This is a genomic window from Sorangium sp. So ce406 (assembly GCF_051474675.1).
Lineage (GTDB): Bacteria > Myxococcota_A > Polyangia > Polyangiales > Polyangiaceae > Sorangium > Sorangium cellulosum_G.
This window is the reverse complement of record NZ_CP150340.1, coordinates 3,685,243-3,706,605: the sequence shown is the minus strand read 5'-3', so window position 1 is coordinate 3,706,605 and position 21,363 is coordinate 3,685,243. Positions and strand designations below refer to the sequence as shown.

General features: G+C 74.2%; 10 protein-coding genes. 6 read left to right on the top strand and 4 right to left on the bottom strand.

Annotated features, from left to right (window positions below; genetic code table 11):
* Window positions 1-286 precede the first annotated feature (286 nt).
* Window positions 287-4,732 carry a serine/threonine-protein kinase gene (locus tag WME96_RS13800; RefSeq protein WP_437290592.1) on the top strand — a complete coding sequence of 1,482 codons (4,446 nt, stop codon included), beginning with the start codon at window positions 287-289 and terminating at the stop codon, window positions 4,730-4,732.
* Window positions 4,729-6,015: a patatin-like phospholipase family protein gene (locus WME96_RS13795; protein WP_437290591.1), complete on the top strand. Its 1,287-nt coding sequence runs from the start codon at window positions 4,729-4,731 to the stop codon at window positions 6,013-6,015. Before WME96_RS13800 ends, WME96_RS13795 begins: the two co-directional genes overlap by 4 nt.
* Window positions 6,016-6,187: 172 nt before the next feature.
* On the opposite strand, the gene WME96_RS13790 is transcribed toward WME96_RS13795, so the two are convergent.
* A complete protein-coding gene (locus tag WME96_RS13790) occupies window positions 6,188-8,401 on the bottom strand; it encodes a PilZ domain-containing protein (RefSeq protein WP_437290590.1) in 2,214 nt (737 codons plus the stop codon).
* Between the two features lie 340 nt (window positions 8,402-8,741).
* Here WME96_RS13790 and WME96_RS13785 point away from each other — a divergent pair, with 340 nt between their 5' ends.
* Complete coding sequence (locus WME96_RS13785) at window positions 8,742-9,104, top strand: hypothetical protein (protein WP_437290589.1); 363 nt, start codon at window positions 8,742-8,744, stop codon at window positions 9,102-9,104.
* 258 nt (window positions 9,105-9,362) lie between these two features.
* Here the strand turns inward: WME96_RS13785 and WME96_RS13780 are convergent, their stop codons facing one another.
* Window positions 9,363-14,516 (bottom strand): AAA family ATPase, encoded by a 5,154-nt coding sequence (locus tag WME96_RS13780; protein ID WP_437290588.1) that lies wholly within the window; start codon window positions 14,514-14,516, stop codon window positions 9,363-9,365.
* A gap of 227 nt (window positions 14,517-14,743) precedes the next feature.
* Between WME96_RS13780 and WME96_RS13775 the strand changes: the two genes are divergently transcribed.
* The 3 genes from WME96_RS13775 to WME96_RS13765 all read left to right on the top strand — a co-directional run bounded on the left by WME96_RS13775 (window position 14,744) and on the right by WME96_RS13765 (window position 17,874).
* A complete protein-coding gene (locus tag WME96_RS13775; RefSeq protein WP_437290587.1) occupies window positions 14,744-15,400 on the top strand; it encodes an RNA polymerase sigma factor in 657 nt (218 codons plus the stop codon).
* Window positions 15,393-16,760, top strand: a complete 1,368-nt coding sequence (locus WME96_RS13770) for a FecR domain-containing protein (RefSeq protein WP_437290586.1) — start codon at window positions 15,393-15,395, stop codon at window positions 16,758-16,760. Before WME96_RS13775 ends, WME96_RS13770 begins: the two co-directional genes overlap by 8 nt.
* 193 nt (window positions 16,761-16,953) lie before the next feature.
* Window positions 16,954-17,874, top strand: coding sequence for an SMP-30/gluconolactonase/LRE family protein (locus WME96_RS13765; RefSeq protein ID WP_437290585.1), 921 nt, complete (start codon window positions 16,954-16,956; stop codon window positions 17,872-17,874).
* 45 nt (window positions 17,875-17,919) lie between these two features.
* Here WME96_RS13765 and WME96_RS13760 read toward each other — a convergent pair whose 3' ends face one another.
* Together WME96_RS13760 and WME96_RS13755 are read right to left on the bottom strand one after the other, a co-directional pair.
* Window positions 17,920-19,860, bottom strand: a complete 1,941-nt coding sequence (locus WME96_RS13760) for a YjhG/YagF family D-xylonate dehydratase (protein WP_437290584.1) — start codon at window positions 19,858-19,860, stop codon at window positions 17,920-17,922.
* The gene (locus WME96_RS13755; RefSeq protein ID WP_437290583.1) at window positions 19,857-21,362 is read right to left on the bottom strand and encodes an aldehyde dehydrogenase (NADP(+)); all 1,506 of its coding nucleotides are present in this window, start codon (window positions 21,360-21,362) and stop codon (window positions 19,857-19,859) included. Before WME96_RS13755 ends, WME96_RS13760 begins: the two co-directional genes overlap by 4 nt.
* Window position 21,363: the final 1 nt, after the last annotated feature.

The window sequence follows — 21,363 nt, the reverse complement described above, 5'->3', positions numbered from 1 at the left end:
GCGCCTTGCAAGCGAAAACTCAGGGCCGGCGGTGGACGGCGGCGCGACCGTGGCGGCGCGGCGCCCAGACAGGCTCACCCCCGGTGCGGATCCCCGACCCGCCCAGAAAGATTCGCCTTTCCACCATGGTTGTCTCCCCGAAGACGCGGGCGGGACGCTACCATGCGGGTGAACCCGTAGTCCTCCCACGGATCGGGGGCCGCGCGCGGTCCTTCACCTCCTCGGTCACCCTGATCCACCGCGCCCGGCGCCTCCCAGCCGCGGCGCCCGCGCGCCGCTTCGCTGCATGGCCAAGCACCCGTCTCAGCTCGCCGACCTAGAGATCCAGCGCCGCCTCGGCGCTGGCGGCATGGCGGAGGTCTTCCTCGCCAAGAAGCGCGGCGCCGAGGGGACGTACAAGCTCCTCGTCGTCAAGCGGATCCTCCCCGCGCACGGGTCGTCGCGGCGCTTCCGCGCGATGTTCGTCGAGGAGGCGCACCTCGCGACGCGCCTGAACCACCCGAACATCGTCCAGGTCTACGAGTTCTCCGACCACGGCGAGGACGGGCTGCTCCTCTCGATGGAGTACGTCGAGGGCTTCGACCTCGGCAAGCTGATGCGGGCCGCCCAGCAGAAGGAGTCGCGGATCCCGCCGCTCGTGTCGGCGTTCATCGTGTCCGAGGCGGCCAAGGGGCTGCACTACGCCCACGAGCGCAAGGACGAGGGCGGCATGCCGCTCGCGATCGTCCACCGCGACGTCTCGCCGCAGAACATCCTGATCTCGTTCGAGGGGGTCGTGAAGATCGCCGACTTCGGCATCGCCAGCGCGAACCTCTTCCGCGAGGAGCCCGGCGTGCTGAAGGGCAAGTTCGGGTACATGTCGCCCGAGCAGGCGCGCGGCGAGCGCGTCGACCGGCGGAGCGACATCTACGCGCTCGGCGTCGTGCTCTACGAGCTGCTCGCCATGCGCTCGCCGTACGGCAAGCTCGACGACGAGGCGCTGCTCCAGGCCGTCAAGGAGGGCCTCTTCGAGCCCCCGTCCGCGCACGCGCCCGACATCCCCGCGGAGCTCGAGGCGATCGTGATGCGCGCCATGGCGGGTGCGCCCGAGGACCGCTTCCAGACGGCGCGCGACCTCGCGGGGGCGATCGCGCGCGTGCTGCTCGCGAAGCAGGAGCTCGTCGACAACGCCTCGGTCGAGCAGACCGTGGGCCACCTGCTCGGCCGCGAGCGCGAGCAGGAGGCGCGCGCGCACGCCGCCGAGGGCGCCAAGGAAGAGGAGCAGGACGCGGGCTCCGAGGCGCAGCCGCAGACGCTCGCGGCGGTGCCGGCCGCGCGCACGGGCGGCGACGTCGAGGGCACCGGCGCGCCGCGCGTCGTGCGCGAGGTGCGCCACGTGGCCGTGGTGACGATGCGCATCGAGGGCGTCGACGCGCTGCTCGGGGCGCAGGGGCGGCTCGCGGGCAGGCGCAGCGGGCGCTCGATCCGCACGACGCTCGACGCGATCGCCTTCAAGCACGGGGCGATCTGGTCGTGGGAGTCGCACGCGAGCGCGCGCGCCGTCGTCGGCCTGCTCGCCAACCCGTCGCGCGCCGCGGCCGACGCCGCGTCGCTCGCGGTCGACGTGCACGAGGCGCTCGCGGGCGCGTCGGAGGACCTGCCCGTCGAGCTGCGCGCCGCGATCGGCATCGTCCGCGGCATCGCGTACGGCGAGCGCGACGAGCAGGGGCACCTCATCAACCACGCGCTCAAGGAGCCCGCGAACTTCCTCGCCGAGCGCCTCGGCAGCCGCACCCCGTTCGGCAAGACGTGGGTCGCGGGCGGCGTCTACCGCCTCGTCCGGCGCGACTTCCGCTGGGGCGACGCGCCGTCGCTCGACCTCGACGACGCGCAGGCCTACCCGGTCCCGCACCAGATGCGGCTCTACGCGCTGCAGCGCCCGCTGACGCGCGAGGAGCGCATGGCCGAGATCGCGCTCTCGCCGAACGATCTCGTGGGGCGCGACGCCGAGCGCGCCGACCTGCACGCGGCCTACCACAAGGCGGTCTCGCCGCCGGTGAAGGCGCTCAGCGAGCCCCCGCCGCGCTTCGGCGAGAGCGACCCGCCGCCGAGCATGTCGGGCAAGCCGCCCAGCCCGCTGGGCGGCGCGCTCCGCGGCACGTCGGTGGCGCGCGTCATCGTCGGCGAGATGGGCATCGGCAAGAGCGCGCTCATCTCGACGTTCCTCTCGGAGCTGCCGGGCGAGGCGCGCGTGCTGCACGTCGAGTGCTCGCCGGTGAAGAGCGAGCTGCCGCTCGCCACGGTGTGCGACGTGCTCCGCGACGTGACCGGGATGGGGCTCGACCACGCGATCGACGACGCGGCGCACGTCATCCGCGCGCTGCTCGGGCCGATCGCGCGCTCGCCGCTCGGGGCGCGCCTCGTCACGCGCCTCGCCGAGCTCGTCACGGGCAAGCAGGTCGAGCACCCCGAGGAGGACGCCACCGCCTACGGCCGCGACATGGTGGCGCGCGGGGTGAAGTACCTGCTCGGCTCGCTGGCGCGCCACCAGCCGCTCGTCGTGGTCATCGACGGCCTCCAGTGGGCCGATCGGCCGAGCCTGGAGCTCATCTCGGAGCTCTTGAAGCAGCGCTCGGAGCGGCTCCCGGTCCTCGTCCTGCTCCTCACCCGCCCCGAGGAGCGCGTGACCCCGTTCATCGAGGGGCTCGTGCGGATCGAGCTCCGCGGGCTCAGCGCCGAGGAGCAGATGCGCCTCGTGGAGGCGCGCCTCGGCGTGCGCGAGGGCGTGGCCGCCGTCTGCGGCGAGCTCGTGCCGCGCGTCGCCGGCAACCCGTTCTTCCTGCTCGAGATGGTCGACGCGCTGCTCGAGCGGGGCACGCTCGAGATCGTCGAGCACCCGGGCGGGCGGCACGAGCTCGTCCGCCACGACCGGACCGGCGACCGCGGCGAGCCGCTCCCGTCGACGCTGGAGCAGCTCATCGGCGACCGCCTGCGCGAGCTGCCGCCCGCGGAGCACGACGTCGTGAACTGGCTCGCGGTCGCCGGGGGCCCGCTGCTCAAGGACGACATCCTGAACCTGACCCGGCTCGCGGACGACGAGGCGGTGACGCGCCTCTGCGCGCGCGGCCTGTGCGATCGCCGCGCCGGTGCGGTGGACTTCCGGCACCCGCTCGTGCGCGACGTCGCCTACCTCGCGCTCGACAGCGCGAGCCGCGTGCGCATGCACCGGCGGCTCGGCGAGCACCTGTCGACGACGCCGCTGGCGCAGGGGCTCTCGGCCGCGATCGTGGCGCAGCACCTCGCGCGCGGCGAGGCGCCGGGGCCGGCGGCGGAGCTCTACCTCGACGCGGCGCGGGCCGCGCGCGCGGGGCACCAGGCGCAGCTCTCGCGCCGGTACTACGAGCGCGCGCTGTCGCTGCTGCCGACCGGCGACACCCGCCGGATGATCGCGCACGAGGCGCTGGAGGCGATCTTCCGCCACCTCGGCCGCCGCCGCGAGCGGCGCAAGCACCTCGCGTCGCTGCGCCAGCTCGCGAAGGAGAGCGGGCAGGCGCGCTGGGCGGCGCTCGCGCTCGTGCGCACCGCGCGGCTCGACCTCGACGACGGCCACCTCGCGCGCGGCCTGCCGGTGGCCCAGCGCGCCGCCGAGATCGCGCGCATCGCGCGCCGCCCCGCGCTCGAGGTCGAGGCGCTGACGATCCTGTCCGAGGTGCTGCGCGAGCTCGGCGACGTCCAGGGCGCGATCAGCGCGGCCGACCGGGCGCTGCGCGTGACGCACACGGGCGGGCTGACGCCGCGGGCGCGCGCGGAGGTGCTGCGCACGAAGGGGGTGCTGCTGCGCCGGGTCGGCCGCGTGCAGGAGGCGGTGGAGGCCTACGCGGAGGCGATCGCGGTGTTCCGCGCGGTGGGGGCGCGGCGCAGCGAGGCGCGCGCGAAGAACTCGCTCGCGGTGGCGATGTTCGTGCTGGAGCGCTTCGAGGACGCGATCGCGGTCGGGCTCTCGTCGATCTCCATCGATCTCGCGATCGGGGGGCGATTCCAGATCGCGAAGACGCTGAGCAACATCGGCCACGCGTACGCCAAGCTCGGCGACCTGCAGCGTAGCCTCGCGTACATGAAGCGGGCGCGGGAGGCGCACGAGCGCTATGACGACCAGGATGCGCGGGCCGACACGCTCCTCTGCTCGGCGGGGATCCTGCTCGAGGCGGGGGACGTCGACGCCGCGCACGCGCTCTGCGCCGACGCGAGCGCGCTCATCGCGATGACCGGCAGCGTCTACGACATGATCCACGAGCGCAACGTGCGCGGCCTGCTCGCGAGGGCGCGCGGGGACATCCAGGGGGCGCTCGCGAACGCCTCCGAGGCGCGGCAGCTCGCCGAGTCGCAGGGGCTGATGAGCTACCACGCCTACGCGACGGCGATCGAGGCGGCGTCGCGGGTGGACGCGGGCGAGGTGCACACCGGGGTGCTGCTCGCGCGGACGGCGCTCGGCGCGGTCGAGGCGAGCAGCTCCGAGTACGGCATCGAGGTGCGCGACCTCTGCTGCGCGGCGCTGCAGAAGGGCGCGCCGGCGAGCGCGGGGGACGCCTACCACCGCGCCGGGATGCACGTGCGCCAGGTGGCGGGCTACATCCGCGACGCGCGGCTCCGAGCGCTGTTCCTGGAGCGCACCGTGGTGCGGCGCATCCTCGCCGCGGAGGCCGAGGGTCCGGCGGCGGGGCACGACCCGCTCCGCCGCGGGGAGATGGCATGACGGGTACCGGCGGAAGGACAGGGACGAAGCCGCGGCGCAAGGTCGCGGTGATCCTCTCGGGCGGCGGGGCGCGGGGCGCCTACGAGGTCGGCGTGCTGTCGTACGTGCTCGACGCGTTCGCCCGCCTCCGCGGGGCGCCGCCGCGCATCGACATCCTGTGCGGGACGTCGGTCGGCGCGGTGAACGCGTGCTACCTCGCGGCGCACCTCGACGACGCGACGCTGGGCATCCGGCGGCTCGTGAACCTCTGGACGCAGCTCAAGCTGGAGACGGTGCTCGGCTTCGGGGTGCGGCAGGCGATCTCGCTGCCGAAGCTCCTGTTCGGCGGCGGGTCGCAGGGCGTGGGGCTGTTCGACGTCTCGCCGATGCAGCGGCTCGTCGAGCGCGAGATCCCGTGGCGGGCGATCGCGCGCACGCTGCGCCACGGGTACCTGTCGGCGGTGAGCGTGTCCGCGACGGAGATCGGGACGGGGCGCACGGTGATCTTCATGCAGACGGGCCCGGACGGCGCGCTGCCGACGACGGCGCCGCCGCGGACGATCATCCGGGGCGCGCTGATCGGCCCGCCGCACGCGCTCGCGTCGGCGGCGATCCCGATCCTGTTCCCGCCGGTGCGCATCGGGCGCGATCTGTACATGGACGGCGGCGTGCGGCAGAACACGCCGATCGCGCCGGCGCTGCGGCTGGGGGCGACGCACGTGCTGGCGATCGGGCTGTCGCGGGAGGTGCGGAGCATCGACGCGGGCGACAGCGGCAAGCCGCCGGGGATGGCGCTGGTGCTCGGCAAGGTGCTGAACGCGTTCCTGCTCGACCACATCCAGACCGATTTCGAGGTGCTGACGCGGGTGAACCACATGATCGAGGACGGCGAGCGGGCGTTCGGCCCGGATTTCCTGCCCTCGATCAACGCGGCCGCGGCGCAGCGCGGGGCGCTGCCGTACCGGCGCGTGGAGACGCTGGTGGTGCGGCCGAGCGTGGATCTCGGGCGCCTGGCGGCGGAGCACGTGAAGGCGGGCAAGGTGCAGGGCGGGCCGGCGATGATGCGGCGGCTCCTGTCGCTGGTCGACGTGGGGGCGGAGAACGACGCGGATCTCGCGAGCTATCTCCTGTTCGACGGGTCGTTCACGCGGAAGCTCATCGAGCTCGGGCGGGCGGACGCGGAGGCGCGGCGGCACGACGTCGCGGATTTCTTCGGGAGCGCGGCGGAGGAGGCGGAGCCCACGCTGTCGGACAGCGCGGAGTGGTCGATTCCGCCGCCGGTGGGGCCGGGGGGATCCATCTAGAGCTGCCCGGCCCTCCGCGGGGGTGTTCGTCGCGCGGTCCCGAGTACGCGAGCATCCGGCGCCACGGGCGCGCGCCGCGACGCAAACGACACAGCCGCGAGGCGTTCCTTCGAACGCTCCGCGGCTGGGTCACGAGCGACGCTCCGAGCGGCGCTGCGCGAGCGCCTCGCCCTCAGCGCGCCTTGTCCTTCTTGTCGCTCCCCTTCTCGCCCTTCTTCTTCTTGTCGTCGTCCTTCTTGGACTTCGACTTGGACGCGACCTTCTTCGGCTCGTCGCGGCCCAGCGAGATCTCCAGTCGATCGCCGCGCGCCTTCGCCTTGTAGGCGGGCACGCCGTCCTTGAACTGCAGGGTGATCTCCGCGCCGTGCGGCGTGTTGACCACGCGCACCGACGCGATGCGCTTGTCCTTGCGGGCGAGGCCGCTGCCCGAGGACAGCGCGCGCCGGTCGGGGAGCGACACCGTGAAGCCCATCGCGCCGGCGGCGCCGTTCAGCTCGCTGACGGGGCCGTCCATCTTCAGCTTGAGCACGACGGGGTTCCTGACGGTCCCCTGGCCCCACTCGCGCGGGCTCTCCTGCTCGTCGTCGTCCGCCTCCGCGTCATCGTCGTCGCCGGGACCGCCAGGGACCGCCGCGGCCTGCTGCGCGAGCGGGTCGCCGGCCAGCGCGCTCGGATCGGCCGGCGGCGTCGGCGGCACCGGCTCGGTCGTCGACAGCGGCGTCGCGCCGAACAGCGGGACGTTCGCGGTCAGCACGCCGCCCGGCGCGGCCGCCGGCGCGGTGGCCGCCGGCAGGGCAGGCGCGCCCGACGACGCCGGCAGCGCCGGCGCCCCCTCGGCGGCCGCAGGGGCCCCGGCGGTCGGCGCGTCGCCGCCGCCCAGGCCGCCGATCAGGCGCGCCGCGCCGAACACCACGAGCACCGCCGCCAGCCCAAGGAAGCTCCCGACCGCGGCGGCCTTCTTGTTGAAGCGCGGCGGCTCCGACGCCTCGCCCCCCGCCTCCTCGGCCTCCTCGCGCACCACCCGGCGCCTGCCGGTCTTCAGCGCGCCGGCCGGCGGCGGCGCCGTCTTGCGGCGCGGGCCGTCCTTCGTCGACCCGTCCTCCTCGCCCGCCGCGCGCGCCTCGCGCCGCGCCTTGATCCTCGCCACCATGCCGGCCATCGCCGTGGCCGCGCGCGCCCCGGCGCCGGCGAGCGCGGGCGCGATCTTCCCCGCCACCGCCCTGCCCGCCCTGGCGGCCTTGTCGCCGACGTCGCGCAGCCGGCTCGGCTCCGCACCGGACGCCGGCGCCGCGCCCGCCTCCTCCGACGCGTCCGCCGCGGAGGCCGGCGCCGCGTCCTGCGACGGCGGCGCCGCGTCCGCCGCGCGCGCCTCGCTCGCCGAGGGCGCCGGCGAGATGTCGCCGTCGTGATCGTCCTCGCCCTCGGCCGCCGCGCCGCCGCCCGCGCCCGCCTGCACGCGCTCGCCCTGGTCGCGCGAAGGCGCTGGCGCCGACGACGCCCGCGCCTGCGCGCGCTCGCCCTGCGGGGGCGCCGAGGACGGCCGGGCCTGGGCGCGCTCGCCCTGGTCGCGCGCCGGCGCTGGCGCCGACGACGCCCGCCCGGGTGCGCCCTCGCCCTGCGGCGGCACCGACGCCGACGACGCCCGCCCGGGCGCGCCGGCCTCGAGCGCCGCCGGCCTCGCCGGGGGCAGGCTCTCGGACGACGCCCGCGGCCGCGACGCCCTGGCGGCGCGGGGGGCCTCGTAGCGCAGCGTGACGACGAGCTGCGGCACGCTCGTCGCCGGGTCGACCTCGACCTTCACGTGGTCGATGTACGCCTCGCGGCGCGTGCCCTGCTCGACCTCCTCCAGCTCGAGGGAGCGGCCCACCTTGAGGAACTCCAGGTTCGATCCGACCTCGAGGTCGTCGGGGCCGCCGGCGCGCACGCGCGCCTTCATGGGCGAGCCCAGGCCGTCGATGTGGAGCCGCACGCGCGCGCCCCGCTGCGCCGTCTCCATCGCGGCCGGCGCCGCGCCCGCGGCGACGGTGAGCGTCGGCGCGGCGCCCGCATCCATGGACGAGCACATCGCGCGCACGGCCTCCTCGGCCTCGGCGTCGAGGCCGGTGAAGCGGAGGCCGAACTCGCCGCCGCGGGCCTGCTCGGCGCGCCAGCAGACCTCGCCCTCGACGACCAGCTCCTTGCCGAGCCCGTCGAACCGGCAGATCAGCGCGTCGCCGACCCGCGGCAGGTATGCCGTCCGCAGGCGCATCCCCTCCGGGGACATGTCGATCGACTCGGCCTCGAAGCCGCCGCCCGACGTCTCGCCGACCGCGACGAGCGCCTCGATGCGGACCCGCTGGCCGGCGCCGGCGCGCCGCTCCGCGCCGGCCTCGCGATCTCTCTCCAAGGATTCCGGCGCCTTGCGAACGCCATCTCCCTCTGCGCCTCGAACGTTCATACGCCCATTCCTCCGCCTTCGCCGCGAAGCCGCGTCCGCCATCGCGGGACCTCCGCGGTGCAGAGGGCCCACTGGCCGGCAGTACGGCCTAAGCCCCGCGCTGGCCAAATTTGGAGCGCGACGCGGGGGCGACGGCGCGCGGCGCGGCGCGGCGAGCCACGCGGCGACGGCGACGCGCGGCGACGCGCGGCGACGCGCGGCGAGACGCCCGGCGGCACGCGGGCGCGGCGTGGATCGACCGCTCGCTTCGCCTGGCGCGCCAGGGGGCAAACGTGGGAAACTCCCGGGGATGGGCAAGGACGAGCCGCCGCAGAAACACGACACGCCCGCGCCGGCCGCGACTCAGGACGTCGTCTTCATCCACAGCCCCGTCGAGCAGGGAGAGGGCTTCCGGGTGATCCGGAGCCGCGAGGACCGGATCGAGATCGGCGAGCTGCGCCCCACCGAGCACGGGCGCCCGCTGGCCGGAGAGCTCGTGAAGCTGACGCAGCGCTCCGAGCACGCCCGGCTCTTCGACGTGGAGGTGCTCCTCCCGGCGCAGCGCGGGGCCGAGGCGCCGCGCTCCGGCCCCGCGCAGGTCGCGACCGACACCTACCGCTCCAACTGGGAAGCGATCTTCGGCCCGCGCGAGGAAAACAAGCTCGCCAACTGAACCGCCCCCGGCGGCGGCCGCCGGACGCCGCGCTGGCGAGCCGCGACGCGTCGCCAGTAGCTCGGGTCAGGAATCGTGCCGGGGCTGTCGAGCGGAGAGAGATCTCAACGCAAAGACGCCAGGGCGCAAAGGCGCAAAAATGCGCGGAATTGCTCTCTTTTTTTTGCGTCTTTGCGTCTTTGCGACTTTGCGCCTTGGCGTTGAGCTCTCTCTCCGGATCCCTGGGGCGTGGAACCACGCCCGCAAGCCGCGCCGCGCTCAGCGCGGCTTGTCGCGGGACGCCGCCCTCGTCAGCCGCGGCGCCTCGCCGGTCCTCCGGATCGCGTAGGCGATCCCGCGCTGGAGCGTCCCCTGGACGACGGTCCCGCCGAGATCGATCCCGAGGCCGACCAGCGTCTGCGAGACGTGGGGGCCGATCCCGGTGATCACCGCCTCGGCGCCGAGCAGGCGCAGCGCCGTCGCGGTGCGCAGGAGCGTCGCGGCGACGCCGCTGTCCACGCCCCGCACGCCCGTGATGTCCAGGATGACGACCTGGGCCCCCGTCTCCGACACGCCGCGGAGCGCCGCGGCGAGCGCCTCGTCCGCGCGCTGCGCGTCCACGGTCCCGATGAGCGGCATGACCATGATCCGGTCGGTGATCGGGATGAGCGGCGTCGACAGCTCCGCGAGCCGCTCGCGCTGCATGCGGATGAGGTCCTCCTGCAGGCCGGCGCGCTCCTGCTCGGCGCGCGCCCGCTCGGCGAGCTCGTCCTCGAGCTGCGCCTTCGCCGAGGAGAGCTCCGCGGTGCGGGCGGCGACGGCCGCCTCGAGCGCGTCGTTGGCGCGGCGGAGCTCGTCGCTCGCCGCCTGGACGCGCGCGTAGAGCAGCGCGTTCTTCACGGCGATGGCGGCCTGCGCGGCGACGAGCTCGAGCACGTCGAGGCGGGCGGGCGAGAACACGTCGGGCGCGGCGTTGTTCTCCAGATAGAGGATGCCCGAGACCTCCCCCTGGCTCACCATCGGCAGCGCGAGCACCGATCGCGGCGCGCGCGCCGCGACGTACGGGTCGCCATCGAGCCGCGCGTCCTGCGCGGCGTCGGCCACGACGACGGCGCCCCCGGTGCTCATCGCGAGCTCGATCACCCGGGCTGCCGCGGCGCCGCTCTCGCGCACGGGCGTGGACGGGCCGACGCGCACCTCGCCGTCGTCCTCGACGACGGCCTCCACGCGCGGCCCGCCCTCGTGGTCCAGGATCAGCGCGCCCCGCTGGGCGCCGACGCTCTCGATGGCGAGCCGGAGCAGCCGCGTCATCACGCGGCCGAGATCGATCTCGCGCGCCACCGCCTGCGCGGCGCGGATCAGCGCCGCCGCGTCGAGCAGCGCCACGCGCCGCGCGATCATCTCGGTCGTCGACGAGGCGACCGAGGTCAGGTTCGACAGGACGCCCGCGGACGCGGGCTGGTCCGCCGCCGCGCGGGGGAGCAGCTCGACGTACGCCTCCTCCATCTGCCGCAGCTTGGCCGTGGCGCCCCAGCGCGCGTAGGCCTGGTAGGCATCGACGAGGCACGACCGCGCGAGCCACGGCATGCGCCTCGCGGCGAGGAACCTGCCGCAGAGCTCGCTGACGAGCGCGCGGTAGCGCACGTACCCCGCCCGCTCCGCCGCGTCGCTCGCCTGCTGGTAGAGCTCGAGGATCGGCTCCAGCGCCTCCCCGGCGACGCGCGCGCGCTCCGCCCGGACGAGCTGCTCCAGGTGCCGGAGCTCGGGGCAGTCCCGCGCGAGGACGGCGAGCTTGTCGTGGCTCGACGCGAGCAACTCGGCCAGCGCGCCGCCCTCCTCCTCGCTCGCCCGAGGGCCGAGCGCCAGGATGGTGAGGCAGGTGTAGAGCGGCAGATCGACGATGCCGATGTACTGGCCCGTCAGGGCGCGGGCCCGCTCGTGCGCGCGGCGCGCCATCCGGAGCGCGCCCTCGTGATCGCCGTAGAGGTACGCGAGCGCGAGCTTGTTCGTGTAGTAGAAGCCGGCGACGATCGAGAAGCCCACCGCCTCGAGCTTCGGCACGAGGGCGTCCTCGTCGAAGCCGGCGTCGCTCAGCGTGCCGCGGTCCAGCGTGCGCCCCTCGAGGTTCTGGATCACCTGCCGCGCGACGGTCTGGACCGCCGTCGACAGCGCGTCCTTCGTGCGGGAGGTGAAGCGCAGGAACCCGCCGACGTCCTCGCGCACGCGCCGGAGCTCGCCTTCCAGGCTGAGCTTCATCTGGGCGACGATGTTGGAGGACGCCGACGCGAACATGAAGTCGCCGGTCTCCATCCCGGCGACCCGCGCCCGCTGGAGGACCTCGAGCGCCTCGCGCTGCGGCCTCGAGTGGTTCATGACGACCCCGTGGTTGAAGTCGAGCTTCGCCCGGATGGCATCGACCCGGTACCTGTCGTTCAGGGCGACGCCCATCCGCACGATCCTGTAGCCCTCGTGCGGCTGGCCCCAGAAGGCGGCCAGGTAGAAGCCGTGGTACGAGTACGCCACGCTGGCCATCGGCGAGTTCCCGTGCCGGAGCGACAGGTTCGTCATCTTGACGGCGAGGAGCTGGGCCAGCGGCGGGTTGAGGAAATACGCCGACGGCGAGCCGTAGCCGAGCATCTCCACCACGGCCCTGACGCGCGGATCGGCGAGCTCCGGGCCCGCGCCGACGTCCTCGCCCCGCCGGGCGGCGAAGCCGCGCTCGGCCTCGGCGAGCTCCGCGCGGAGCGCGGCGGCGAGCGCCTCGCCCTCGGTGGGCACCTCCATGCCGAAGAGGCGCAGGCCCTGGAGCGCCACCGCGAGCGTGTCCGCCCAGCGGTGCTGCGCGTTGTAGAGGACCATCCGCGTGCAGTAGACGCGCGCGCGCTGGACGTCCGAAGCGGTGCGCTCGAGGAGGGCGTCGAAGAGCGCCTCCGCCTCGTCGCAGCGGCCGCTCAGGTACGCGCACTCGGCCTTCGCGGCATGGATGTCGAAGATGTCGAAGACGTCGGAGGCGAGCCCCGGCTCGCCGGCCCATGGATCCGGGCCGAGCGCGGACACCGCGGCGCTCAGGTAGCCGAACGCGGCGTCGTACGCGGTCGCCGCCTGCGCGCGCCGCCCCGCGGCCACGTTGAGCCGCACGAGCTCGCCGCGCTCCGCCGCGCCCTCGATCAGGGCCGCCGCGACGTTCAGGTGGCCGACGACGACGAACAGCTCCTCGTCGCTCGGGTCCTCGCCGAGGCTCGCCGCGAGCAGCCGGCCGATGCGGTGGTGCAGCCGCTTCCGCTCCGGCTCGTCGATGAGCGCGTAGGCCGCCTGCTGGACGCGATCGTGCAGGAACCGGTACGAGACGCGGAACGAGGGGTCCTCGAGCAGCCTGCCCGCGACCGCCGCGTCGCCGGCGTGGACGAAGCGGTACTCGGCATCGAGGGGCACGACGAGGCCCTGCCGCAGGGCCTGCCAGAGGGCTGCGGCCACCTCGCCCGGGGGCTGCTCGGCGGCGAGCGCGAGCGTCCGGAGGTCGAACCGGTGGCCCACGCAGGCGGCGAGCTGGAGGGCGCGCTGCGCGCCGGGCGCGAGCCGCCGGATCTTCGCGGCCATCAGCTCGACGACGCCCTCCGCGCCCTCTGCGCTCCGGGCGCGCTCGAGGCTCCACGCCCACGCCCCCGCGGCCGGATCGAAGCGCACGATCCCCTCGCCGGCGAGGGCGTGCAGGAGCTGGTGGATGAAGAACGGGTTGCCCGCGGTCCTCTCCAGGATCAGCGCCGCGAAGGCGTCCGTGTCCTCGAGGCGACAGCGCAGGGCGTCGGCGAGGAGCCGGCGGATGTCCTCGAGCTCCAGCGGCCCGAGCCACACCTCGGTGGCGGGCGCGCCAGCCGCCCGCAGGTCGCGGACGAGCCTCGCCAGCGGGTGGGCGTCGTCGATTTCCTGGTCGCGGTAGGCGCCGATCACGAGCATCCCGCGGCCGTCGGGATCGGTCATCAGGAGCTCGAGGAGCTTCAGCGAGGCCGGGTCGGCCCACTGGAGATCGTCGATGAAGAGCACGAGGAGGTGCTCCTCCGTGACGGCGCGGACGAAGGTCTGGAACGCCAGGCTGAAGCGGTTCTTCGACTCGTTCGGCCCGAGCGGCTGCGCGGCGGGCTGGGGTCCGACGACGCGCTCGAGCTCGGGGATCACATCGACGACGACCTGCCCGAGCGCACCGAGCGCGGCGCTCAGCCGGGCCTTCCAGCGCGCCACGGACTCGTCGCCCTCCGACAGGATGCGCTCGCACAGCTCGCCGAACGCCTGCGCGATGGCCGCGTAGGGGGTGCGCTGCTTGAGCTGGCCGAACTTCCCCGAGACGAAGTACCCGGGCCGCCCCGCGAGCACCTTGTAGACCTCGCGGACGAGGGCGGACTTGCCGACACCGGCGTGGCCGGAGATGAGGAACAGCTCGACGGCGCCGGCCGCCGCGCGCTCGCACGCGGCCACGACCGCCTGCGTCGCCGCCTCGCGCCCGTAGAGCTTCTCCGGCAGCCAGAGCCGGCCGCCCGCGTCGCGCTCGCCGAGCGGGAAAGGATCGACGCGGCCGTCGGCCTCGTACCTCCGGAGGCACTCCTCGAGATCGGCGCGCAGCGCCTCGGCGCACGGATACCGATCCTCGGCGGCCTTGGAGAGGAGCTTCATGACGAGATCGGAGACGACGCGCGGGATCTCGGCCGACGCGGCGTGCGGCGGCGTCGGCGTCCTGGCCAGATGGCAGTGCACGAGCTCCATGGCGCTCGGCGCTGTGAACGGGGGAGCGCCCGTGAGCATCTCGTAGAGGGTGACGCCCAGGGAGTAGAGGTCCGTCCGGCAGTCGAGGCTGCGGTTCATCCAGCCCGTCTGCTCGGGCGACATGTACGCCAGGGTCCCCTCCGCGGCGCCCGGGTTCTCGGCCCTCGGCGCCTCCTGGGACAGGCGCGTCGCGATCCCGAAGTCGGAGAGCTTGACCACCAGCGGATCGAGGCGGACGAGGATGTTGTGCGGCTTGACGTCCTTGTGAATGATGCCCGCGTGGTGCAGCGACGCGAGGGCGTCCGCGACGTGGATGCCGATCCGCAGGGTCGTGGCCAGGCTGAGCCGCTCGCCCCGCAGGAGGGTGTCGAGCGACGCGCCGCCGAAGTCCTCCAGGACGAGCACGGGCCCCCCGTCGCTCTCCTCGACGTCGAGGACGCGCAGGACGCCCGAATGCGCGATCTCGCGCGTGATCACGTGCTCGTGGCGGAGCCTCGCGATCGCGCGGGGCGACGCCCGCCCGGCGCTCGGCCCCTTCAGCACGACCGGCTGCCCGTCCGACGCGCGGCGCGCGCGGCGCACGGTGATCACGGTCCCCTCGTGGAGGATGGCGTCCGCGGCGTAGCCCTGCAGCGGGCTCTCGGATCCGGCGGCCTCAGCCGCGCCGGGTGTCGTCATACCTACATGGTACAACCGATACGAAACCCCCCGTGACGGCGTTTGACGGCGCGTCGAGAGCCGCCGGCGGCGGAAATATGTAGCATCGCTCACATCACATCGATGTTCCTTCTCGTGCCCTGTCTCGAGCTCCTCCGGCGCTCGGGCGTGCCGATTCTTGAGCCGCGGCGGACCTCTGGAGAACACTGCTGGGCGTGATCCGAGGCCGTCGGTCGACCGTCCCGCCCTTGACAGCGGTCGCTCCCTCCGCGCACGGGGGGAGCGTGCAGGCGATGCCGCTGTCCGCGACCGACGACGAGACGCTGGCGCGCGCCGCGGCGCAGGGGCACCCGGGGGCCGCGCCGGTCGTGTGGCAGCGGTTCGCGCCGCTCGTGCGCCGGATCCTGAAGCGCACCCTGGGGCCGGGCGACGAGGTCGACGACCACGTGCAGGACACCTTCCTGCGCTTCTTCCGGGTGGCGAAGGATCTGCGGGATCCGTCGCTGCTCTCGAGCTTCATCGTCGGCATCGCGGTGCGCGTCGCGCGCGGCGAGCTGCGGCGCCGGCGCCTGCGGCGCTGGCTCACGCTCTCGTCGTCGGGCGAGCTCCCGGAGGTCGGCGGCGCGCAGCAGGACCCGCAGGGGCGCGCGGCGCTGGCCCGGCTCTACCTCATCCTCGACCAGGTGGACGACCGGTCCCGGACGCTCTTCGTCCTCCGGTTCATCGAGGGTCTGGAGCTCACCGAGATCGCCGCCGCGCTCGGGTGCTCCCTGGCCACGACGAAGCGCCACCTGGCGCGCGCGTCGCACCGGATCCTCACCGCCGCGCAGCGCGATCCCGCGCTCTCGGCCTACCTCACGAAGGCCCCGCAAGCGCTCGATCTGCCAGGAGTCCACGATGAATGAAGCGGAGAAGTTGAGCCGTCTCGCCGACCTCGCGCGCGAGGGCGTCCCCGTGGACGTCGACGCGGCGCACGACGCCGCCGAGCGGGCCCGCTTCGTGGAGGCCGTGAGCCGCGGGGCAGCCCTGCGCGGCGGCGGGGCGCTGGGCCGCCTCGGGGCCTGGCTGCGGGCTGTCGGGCTCTGGCCCGCGTCGGGGGAGCGGCCGCGGTGGGGGTTCGCGCTCGCCGGCGCCGTGGCGCTCGCTGTCGCGCTCGTGGCGCTCTGGCCGGCGCGGCGGCTCGACTACGCGGTCGAGGGCGTGGCCGGCGCCGCGGGCGGGTACATCGCCGCGGCGGCGGGCGAGGAGGCCCGGCTCCGCTTCACGGACGGCACCACGGTCGCGCTCGCGCCGGGCAGCGCGCTGCGCGTGGCGGAGGTCGACGCGACCGGGGCGCGCATGCTGCTCGAGGACGGCCGCGCGTCGCTGCGCGTGACGCCGCGGCCGAAGGCGCGCTGGTCGGTCGAGGCCGGGCCGTTCGCGGTGCTGGTCACCGGCACGGAGTTCGACGTGACCTGGACGCGCGGGGACGGCACGCTGCGCGTCGATCTGCGCGAGGGGAGCGTGACGGTGCGCGGGCCGCTCGCGCCCGACGGGCTGCCGCTCCGCGCGGGTCAGCGGCTCGTGGCGCGGCTGCGCGAGGGCGCCGTGCAGATCTCGAGCCTCGACGCCGCGGGCGCGGAGGGGCCGGCGGAGGGAGGGCCGTCGTCCGCGACGGCGGCGGCGCCGGACGCGGAGGAGAAGGCGAGCGGGCCGGGCGGCGCGACCGCGGCCGGAGTGGGAGGGGAATCGGAGGAGGACGTCGGGGCCGCGCGGCCGGAGGGCTCCCGGGCCGACGGCGCGCCGGCGGACGGCGCGGCCGCGGGGCCGAGCTGGGCGAAGCGCGTGGCGGCGGGCGATTTCGGGTCGGTCCTGGCCGAGGCGGAGCAGCGCGGCCTCGGCGGGGTGCTCGAGCGGGGCTCGCTCGACGACCTCGTGGCGCTGGCGGACGCGGCGCGGTACGCGCGGCGCGGCGACGTCGCGCAGCGCGCGCTCACCGCGACGCGCAAGCGGTTCCCCGGGACGAGCCACGGCAAGGCAGCGGCCTTCCTGCTCGGGCGCATGGTCGACGACGGCGGCTCGCCCGGCGCGGCCGTGCCCTGGTACGACACGTACCTCGCCGAGTCGCCCGGCGGCCCCTTCGCGGCCGAGGCGCTCGGCCGCAAGATGGTCGCGGTCGAGCGCACCGGCGGCCGGGCGGCGGCGCGGCCGACCGCCGAGCTTTACCTGAAGCGCCACCCGCGCGGCGCGCACGCGTCCGTGGCGCGCGATCTCCTGAAGCCGTGACGCCAGCCGGGGCGCGCTCCGGGTTGGTCCTGATCTCGCTGCTTCAGCCCTTCCTGTGAGTGATGCAGATCCCGCAGATGGACCGGCAGGTCATTCACGCGTCGTGACCATCGCGACGCTGCTGGTCTACAGTCGCGGCCGCAGGCATCTGGATTGAAGACCGCAGGCGCCTGGAGTGAAGGAGGAGAACCCGATGGTCATCGAGCTGACCCCGAGCTTCCAGGTGATCGACCCGCGCTTCCGCAAGCTCGCGCTCCCGCACGTGCACGTCGACAAGCTGTACACGGGCTGCCGCTGGGCGGAGGGGCCGGCGTGGTTCGCGGCGGGGCGCTACCTCGTCTGGTCGGACATCCCGAACGACCGCATGATGCGCTGGGACGACACCGACGGCTCGGTCTCGGTGTTCCGCCAGCCCGCGATGAACGCCAACGGCCACACCGTCGACCTGCAGGGCCGCCTCGTCTCGTGCGAGCACCGCGGCCGCTGCGTCTCGCGCACCGAGCACGACGGCTCGCGCACGGTGCTCGCGTCGCATTTCGAGGGCAAGCGGCTGAACTCGCCGAACGACGTGGTCGTGAAGTCCGACGGCAGCATCTGGTTCACCGACCCGAGCTACGGCATCGACAGCGACTACGAAGGCGACGCGTCGCCGAGCGAGCAGGGCGCGCAGCGCGTCTACCGCCTCGACCCGGTCTCCGGTGCGCTGACGGTCGTCGCGGACGACTTCGTGCAGCCCAACGGCCTCGCCTTCTCGCCGGACGAGTCGCTGCTGTACATCGCCGACACCGGCGCGACGCACGCGAAGGACGGCCCGCACCACGTGCGCAAGTTCCGCGTCAGCGCGAATGGCGCGCTGACCGGCGGCGAGGTGTTCGCGACCTGCCCGGTGGGCGTGTACGACGGCTTCCGCGTCGACGTGCACGGTAACCTGTGGCTGTCCGCCGGCGACGGCGTGCACTGCCACGCGAGCGACGGCGCGCTGCTCGGCAAGGTGCGGATCCCCGAGACGGTGTCCAACGTCTGCTTCGGCGGCGCCAAGCGCAACCGCCTGTTCATCTGCGCCACGACCTCGCTGTACGCGGTCTACCTGAACACACGCGGCGCAGGGCGCTAGCAGGTCGGAGTGTGCGGAGCGGTGCTCTCGTGATCCGGTGCGCGATCAGGAGCTCCGCTCCGCCGCGACGGCGCGACCGAGGAGCCCGATGATGCGTTCGGCATCATAGACGCACCCACCCCAGCTTCCGCCGCTGGCATCCTGAAGCGCAGCCCACAACCGCGTATCTGCGTTCACTCGGCCGTCGGGTTGAAGGGCTGGATTGGGCAGGCGGGCGGCAAGATCGCCGGCATCCGCACCCACGACGTCCACCGTCCCCTCCAGCCTGCGCGTGTCGATCCGGAGCCTGACGCGGTCGCCGTCGCGCACGCGGCCGATGGGTCCACCCGCCCACGCCTCCGGGCTGACGTGGCCGATGCACGCCCCGGTGGAGACGCCGGAGAAACGACCGTCCGTGACCAGGGCGATACGGTGCCCGTCCTTCACGTGCTTGAGGGCGGAGGTGATCTGGTATGTCTCCGGCATCCCGATACCGGGACCGATGCCGATCAGCACCATCACGTCCCCCGGTTGCACGGCGCCGGTCTTGATCGCCTCGATCGCCGCGTCCTCGCTGCCGAACACGCGCGCAGGTCCTTCGTGCAGATAAACGCCGTCCGGTCCGATCACCTGGGGGGCGATCGCGGTGCTCTTCACCAGCGCTCCCTCGGGCGCGAGGTTACCGCGCAAGAAGGTCACCGTGCTGGTGAGGCCGCGCTCGCGCGCCTTCCCGGCGGGCATGATCACGTCGTCCGGGTCGATGCCGTCCAGCTGCCGTAGTTTGTCGCGCAGGCGCAGGCGCCGCTCGCTGCGCTCCCACCACTCGAGGTTCTCGCCCAGGGTCCGACCGCTGACGGTGCGCGCACCGAGCCGCAGCAGGCCCAGCTCGCGCAGATGGAGCATGACCTCCGGGACGCCTCCCGCGAGGAAGACCTGAACCGTGGCAAAGTGTCGCGGCCCGTTGGGCAACACGTCCACGAGGCGCGGAACAAGGGCGTTGATGCGCGCCCAGTCGTCCACCGTGGGGCGTCGGAGTCCGGCCGCATGGGCGATCGCCGGCACATGGAGCACCAGGTTGGTCGACCCGCCGACGGCGGCATGCAGCACCATGGCGTTGTGAACCGAGTCGTCGGTGACGATATCCCGCGTGGTCACGCCGCGTCGCTCGAGGGCCATGAGCGCGTGCGCGGAGCGGCGGGCGAGGTCGCGCCAGATCTCGGCGCCCGACGGGCTGAGCGCGCCGTGCGGGAGGGCGAGCCCGAGCGCCTCGGCGACCACCTGGCTCGTCGCGGCCGTCCCCATGAACTGGCAGCCGCCGCCGGGGGAACCGCAGGCGCGGCAGCCCATCTCGGCGGCGTGGTCGAGGCTCACCTCCCCGCGCGCAAAGCGCGCCGCGAGCGTCTGGACCTTGGCGGTATCCTCCGCCTCCTCCGCGAGGAGCGTGACGCCGCCCGGCACGAGCACCGTGGCGAGGTCGAGGGAGCCGGCGAGCGCCATCAACATGGCCGGCAGCCCCTTGTCGCAGGTGGCGACGCCGAGCACGCCCCGGCGGGTGGGCAGCGAGCGTATCAGTCGTCGAAATACGATGGCGGCGTCATTGCGGTAAGCGAGGCTGTCGAGCATGCCGACGGTGCCATTGGTCCGCCCGTCGCACGGATCGCTGACATAGCCGGCGAACGGAATGCCGCCGCTGGCCGTGAACGTGCGGGCGGCTTCCTCCATGAGCAGCCCCACTTCCCAGTGTCCCGTGTGGTACCCGAGCGCGATCGGCGTGCCGTCGGGCGCGCGGATACCCCCCTGCGTGCTGAGCACGAGGAACTGCTTCCCGCGCAGGCGCGCGGGATCCCACCCCATCCCGGCGTTCTGAGTCCAGCCGAACAGCTCGCCGCTGGACATGGCGCGCAGCTGCTCGGCCTCGAGCGGAAGGCGCCCCGACGGTCCGGGCGCGGTGGTGCGCAGGGTGTAGATCGCCTCGCTGCCGGACTCGAACACCGGGTCGTGGTTCATGCGCGGGGTGCGATGGGGTCGCGGGTGGCCTGGCCGTCGACGAGACGCGATATCCCGAGCGGATTCTCGTCCTGCAGCTCCAGCGGGAGCAGCGCGGGAGGACACGACTGGTAGCAAACGGGACGTGCGAAGCGGAAGATGGCCGCGCTCCCGACCGAGGTGAAGCGCGCGTCGCTGCTCGCTGGATACGGCCCGCCGTGGTGCATGGCGTGCGACACCTCCACCCCCGTCGGATAGCCATTGAAGACGAGGCGGCCCGCGACGCGGCCGAGGACATCGACAAGGTCCTGGGCGGCGGCGAGATCGTCGTCGGTCCCGTGAAGCGTGGCGGTGAGCTGGCCTTCGAGCCCGCCGAGGAGATCGAGCAAATCTCCGCGGCTCGAGGCGGTGACGAGCAGCGTGTACGGCCCGAAGATCTCGTGCGCGAGGTGCGGCTGCCGTGCGAAGTCGACGGCGGAGACGCGAGCGACGCGCGCGCCGGTGTCGGTCAGCCACTCCGCTCCTTTCAGCTCCCGCACGGAGCGGTCGAACGACTCCTGAATACCGGCGTGCAGCATCACACCGGGCGTGAGGGCGCGGGCTCGGTCGGCGACCGACCGCGCAAACGCATCCCATTCAGGGGAGGCCAACCCCAGGACGAGGCCCGGCTTGGTGCAGAACTGGCCGACGCCGAGCGTGCACGAGTTGACCAGCCCCTCGGCGATCGCATCGCGGCGCTCGCGCAGCGCGCCGGGCAGCACGATCAGCGGGTTGATGCTGCTCATCTCGGCGAAGACGGGGATCGGCCGCGGGCGGGCGGCCGCGGCGTCGCAGAGGGCGCGGCCGGCGCGGGTGGACCCGGTGAAGCCCACCGCCTGGATGGCCTCGTGGCGCACCAGCGCGAGCGAGACCTCGGGCGAGGCGCCGTGCACCATGCCGAACACGCCCGCGGGCAGGCTCGCCTTCTGGACGGCCGCGCGCAGGGCCGAGGCCACGAGGTCGGAGGTACCGGGGTGCGCCGGGTGGGCCTTGACCACGACCGGGTTGCCTGCGGCGAGGGCGGAGGCGGTGTCGCCCCCGGCAACGGAGAACGCGAGGGGGAAATTGCTCGCGCCGAAGACGGCGACCGGACCGATCGGTCGCAGCATGCGGCGCACGTCGGGGCGCGGGAGCGGCTTGCGGTCCGGCAGCGCGGGATCGATCCGGGCATCGACCCAGGAGCCCTCGCGCACGACGGCGGCGAAGAGGCGGAGCTGGCCGGTGGTGCGGCCGCGCTCGCCTTCGAGGCGGGCGACGGGCAGCCCGGTTTCCCGGTGTGCTGTCTGGATCAGCGGCTCGCCGAGCGCCGTGATCTCGTCTGCGACGGTCTCCAGGAATCGCGCGCGCATCTCCGGCGCGAGGTCGGCGATGGCCCGCGCTGCGCCGACGGCGGCGCGTGCGGCGGCGTCGATCTCGGTGGGTGTGGCGTCGCGGAAGGCGCCGAGTTTTTCCCCGGTGGCGGCGTTGTGGGCGAAGAATTCCATG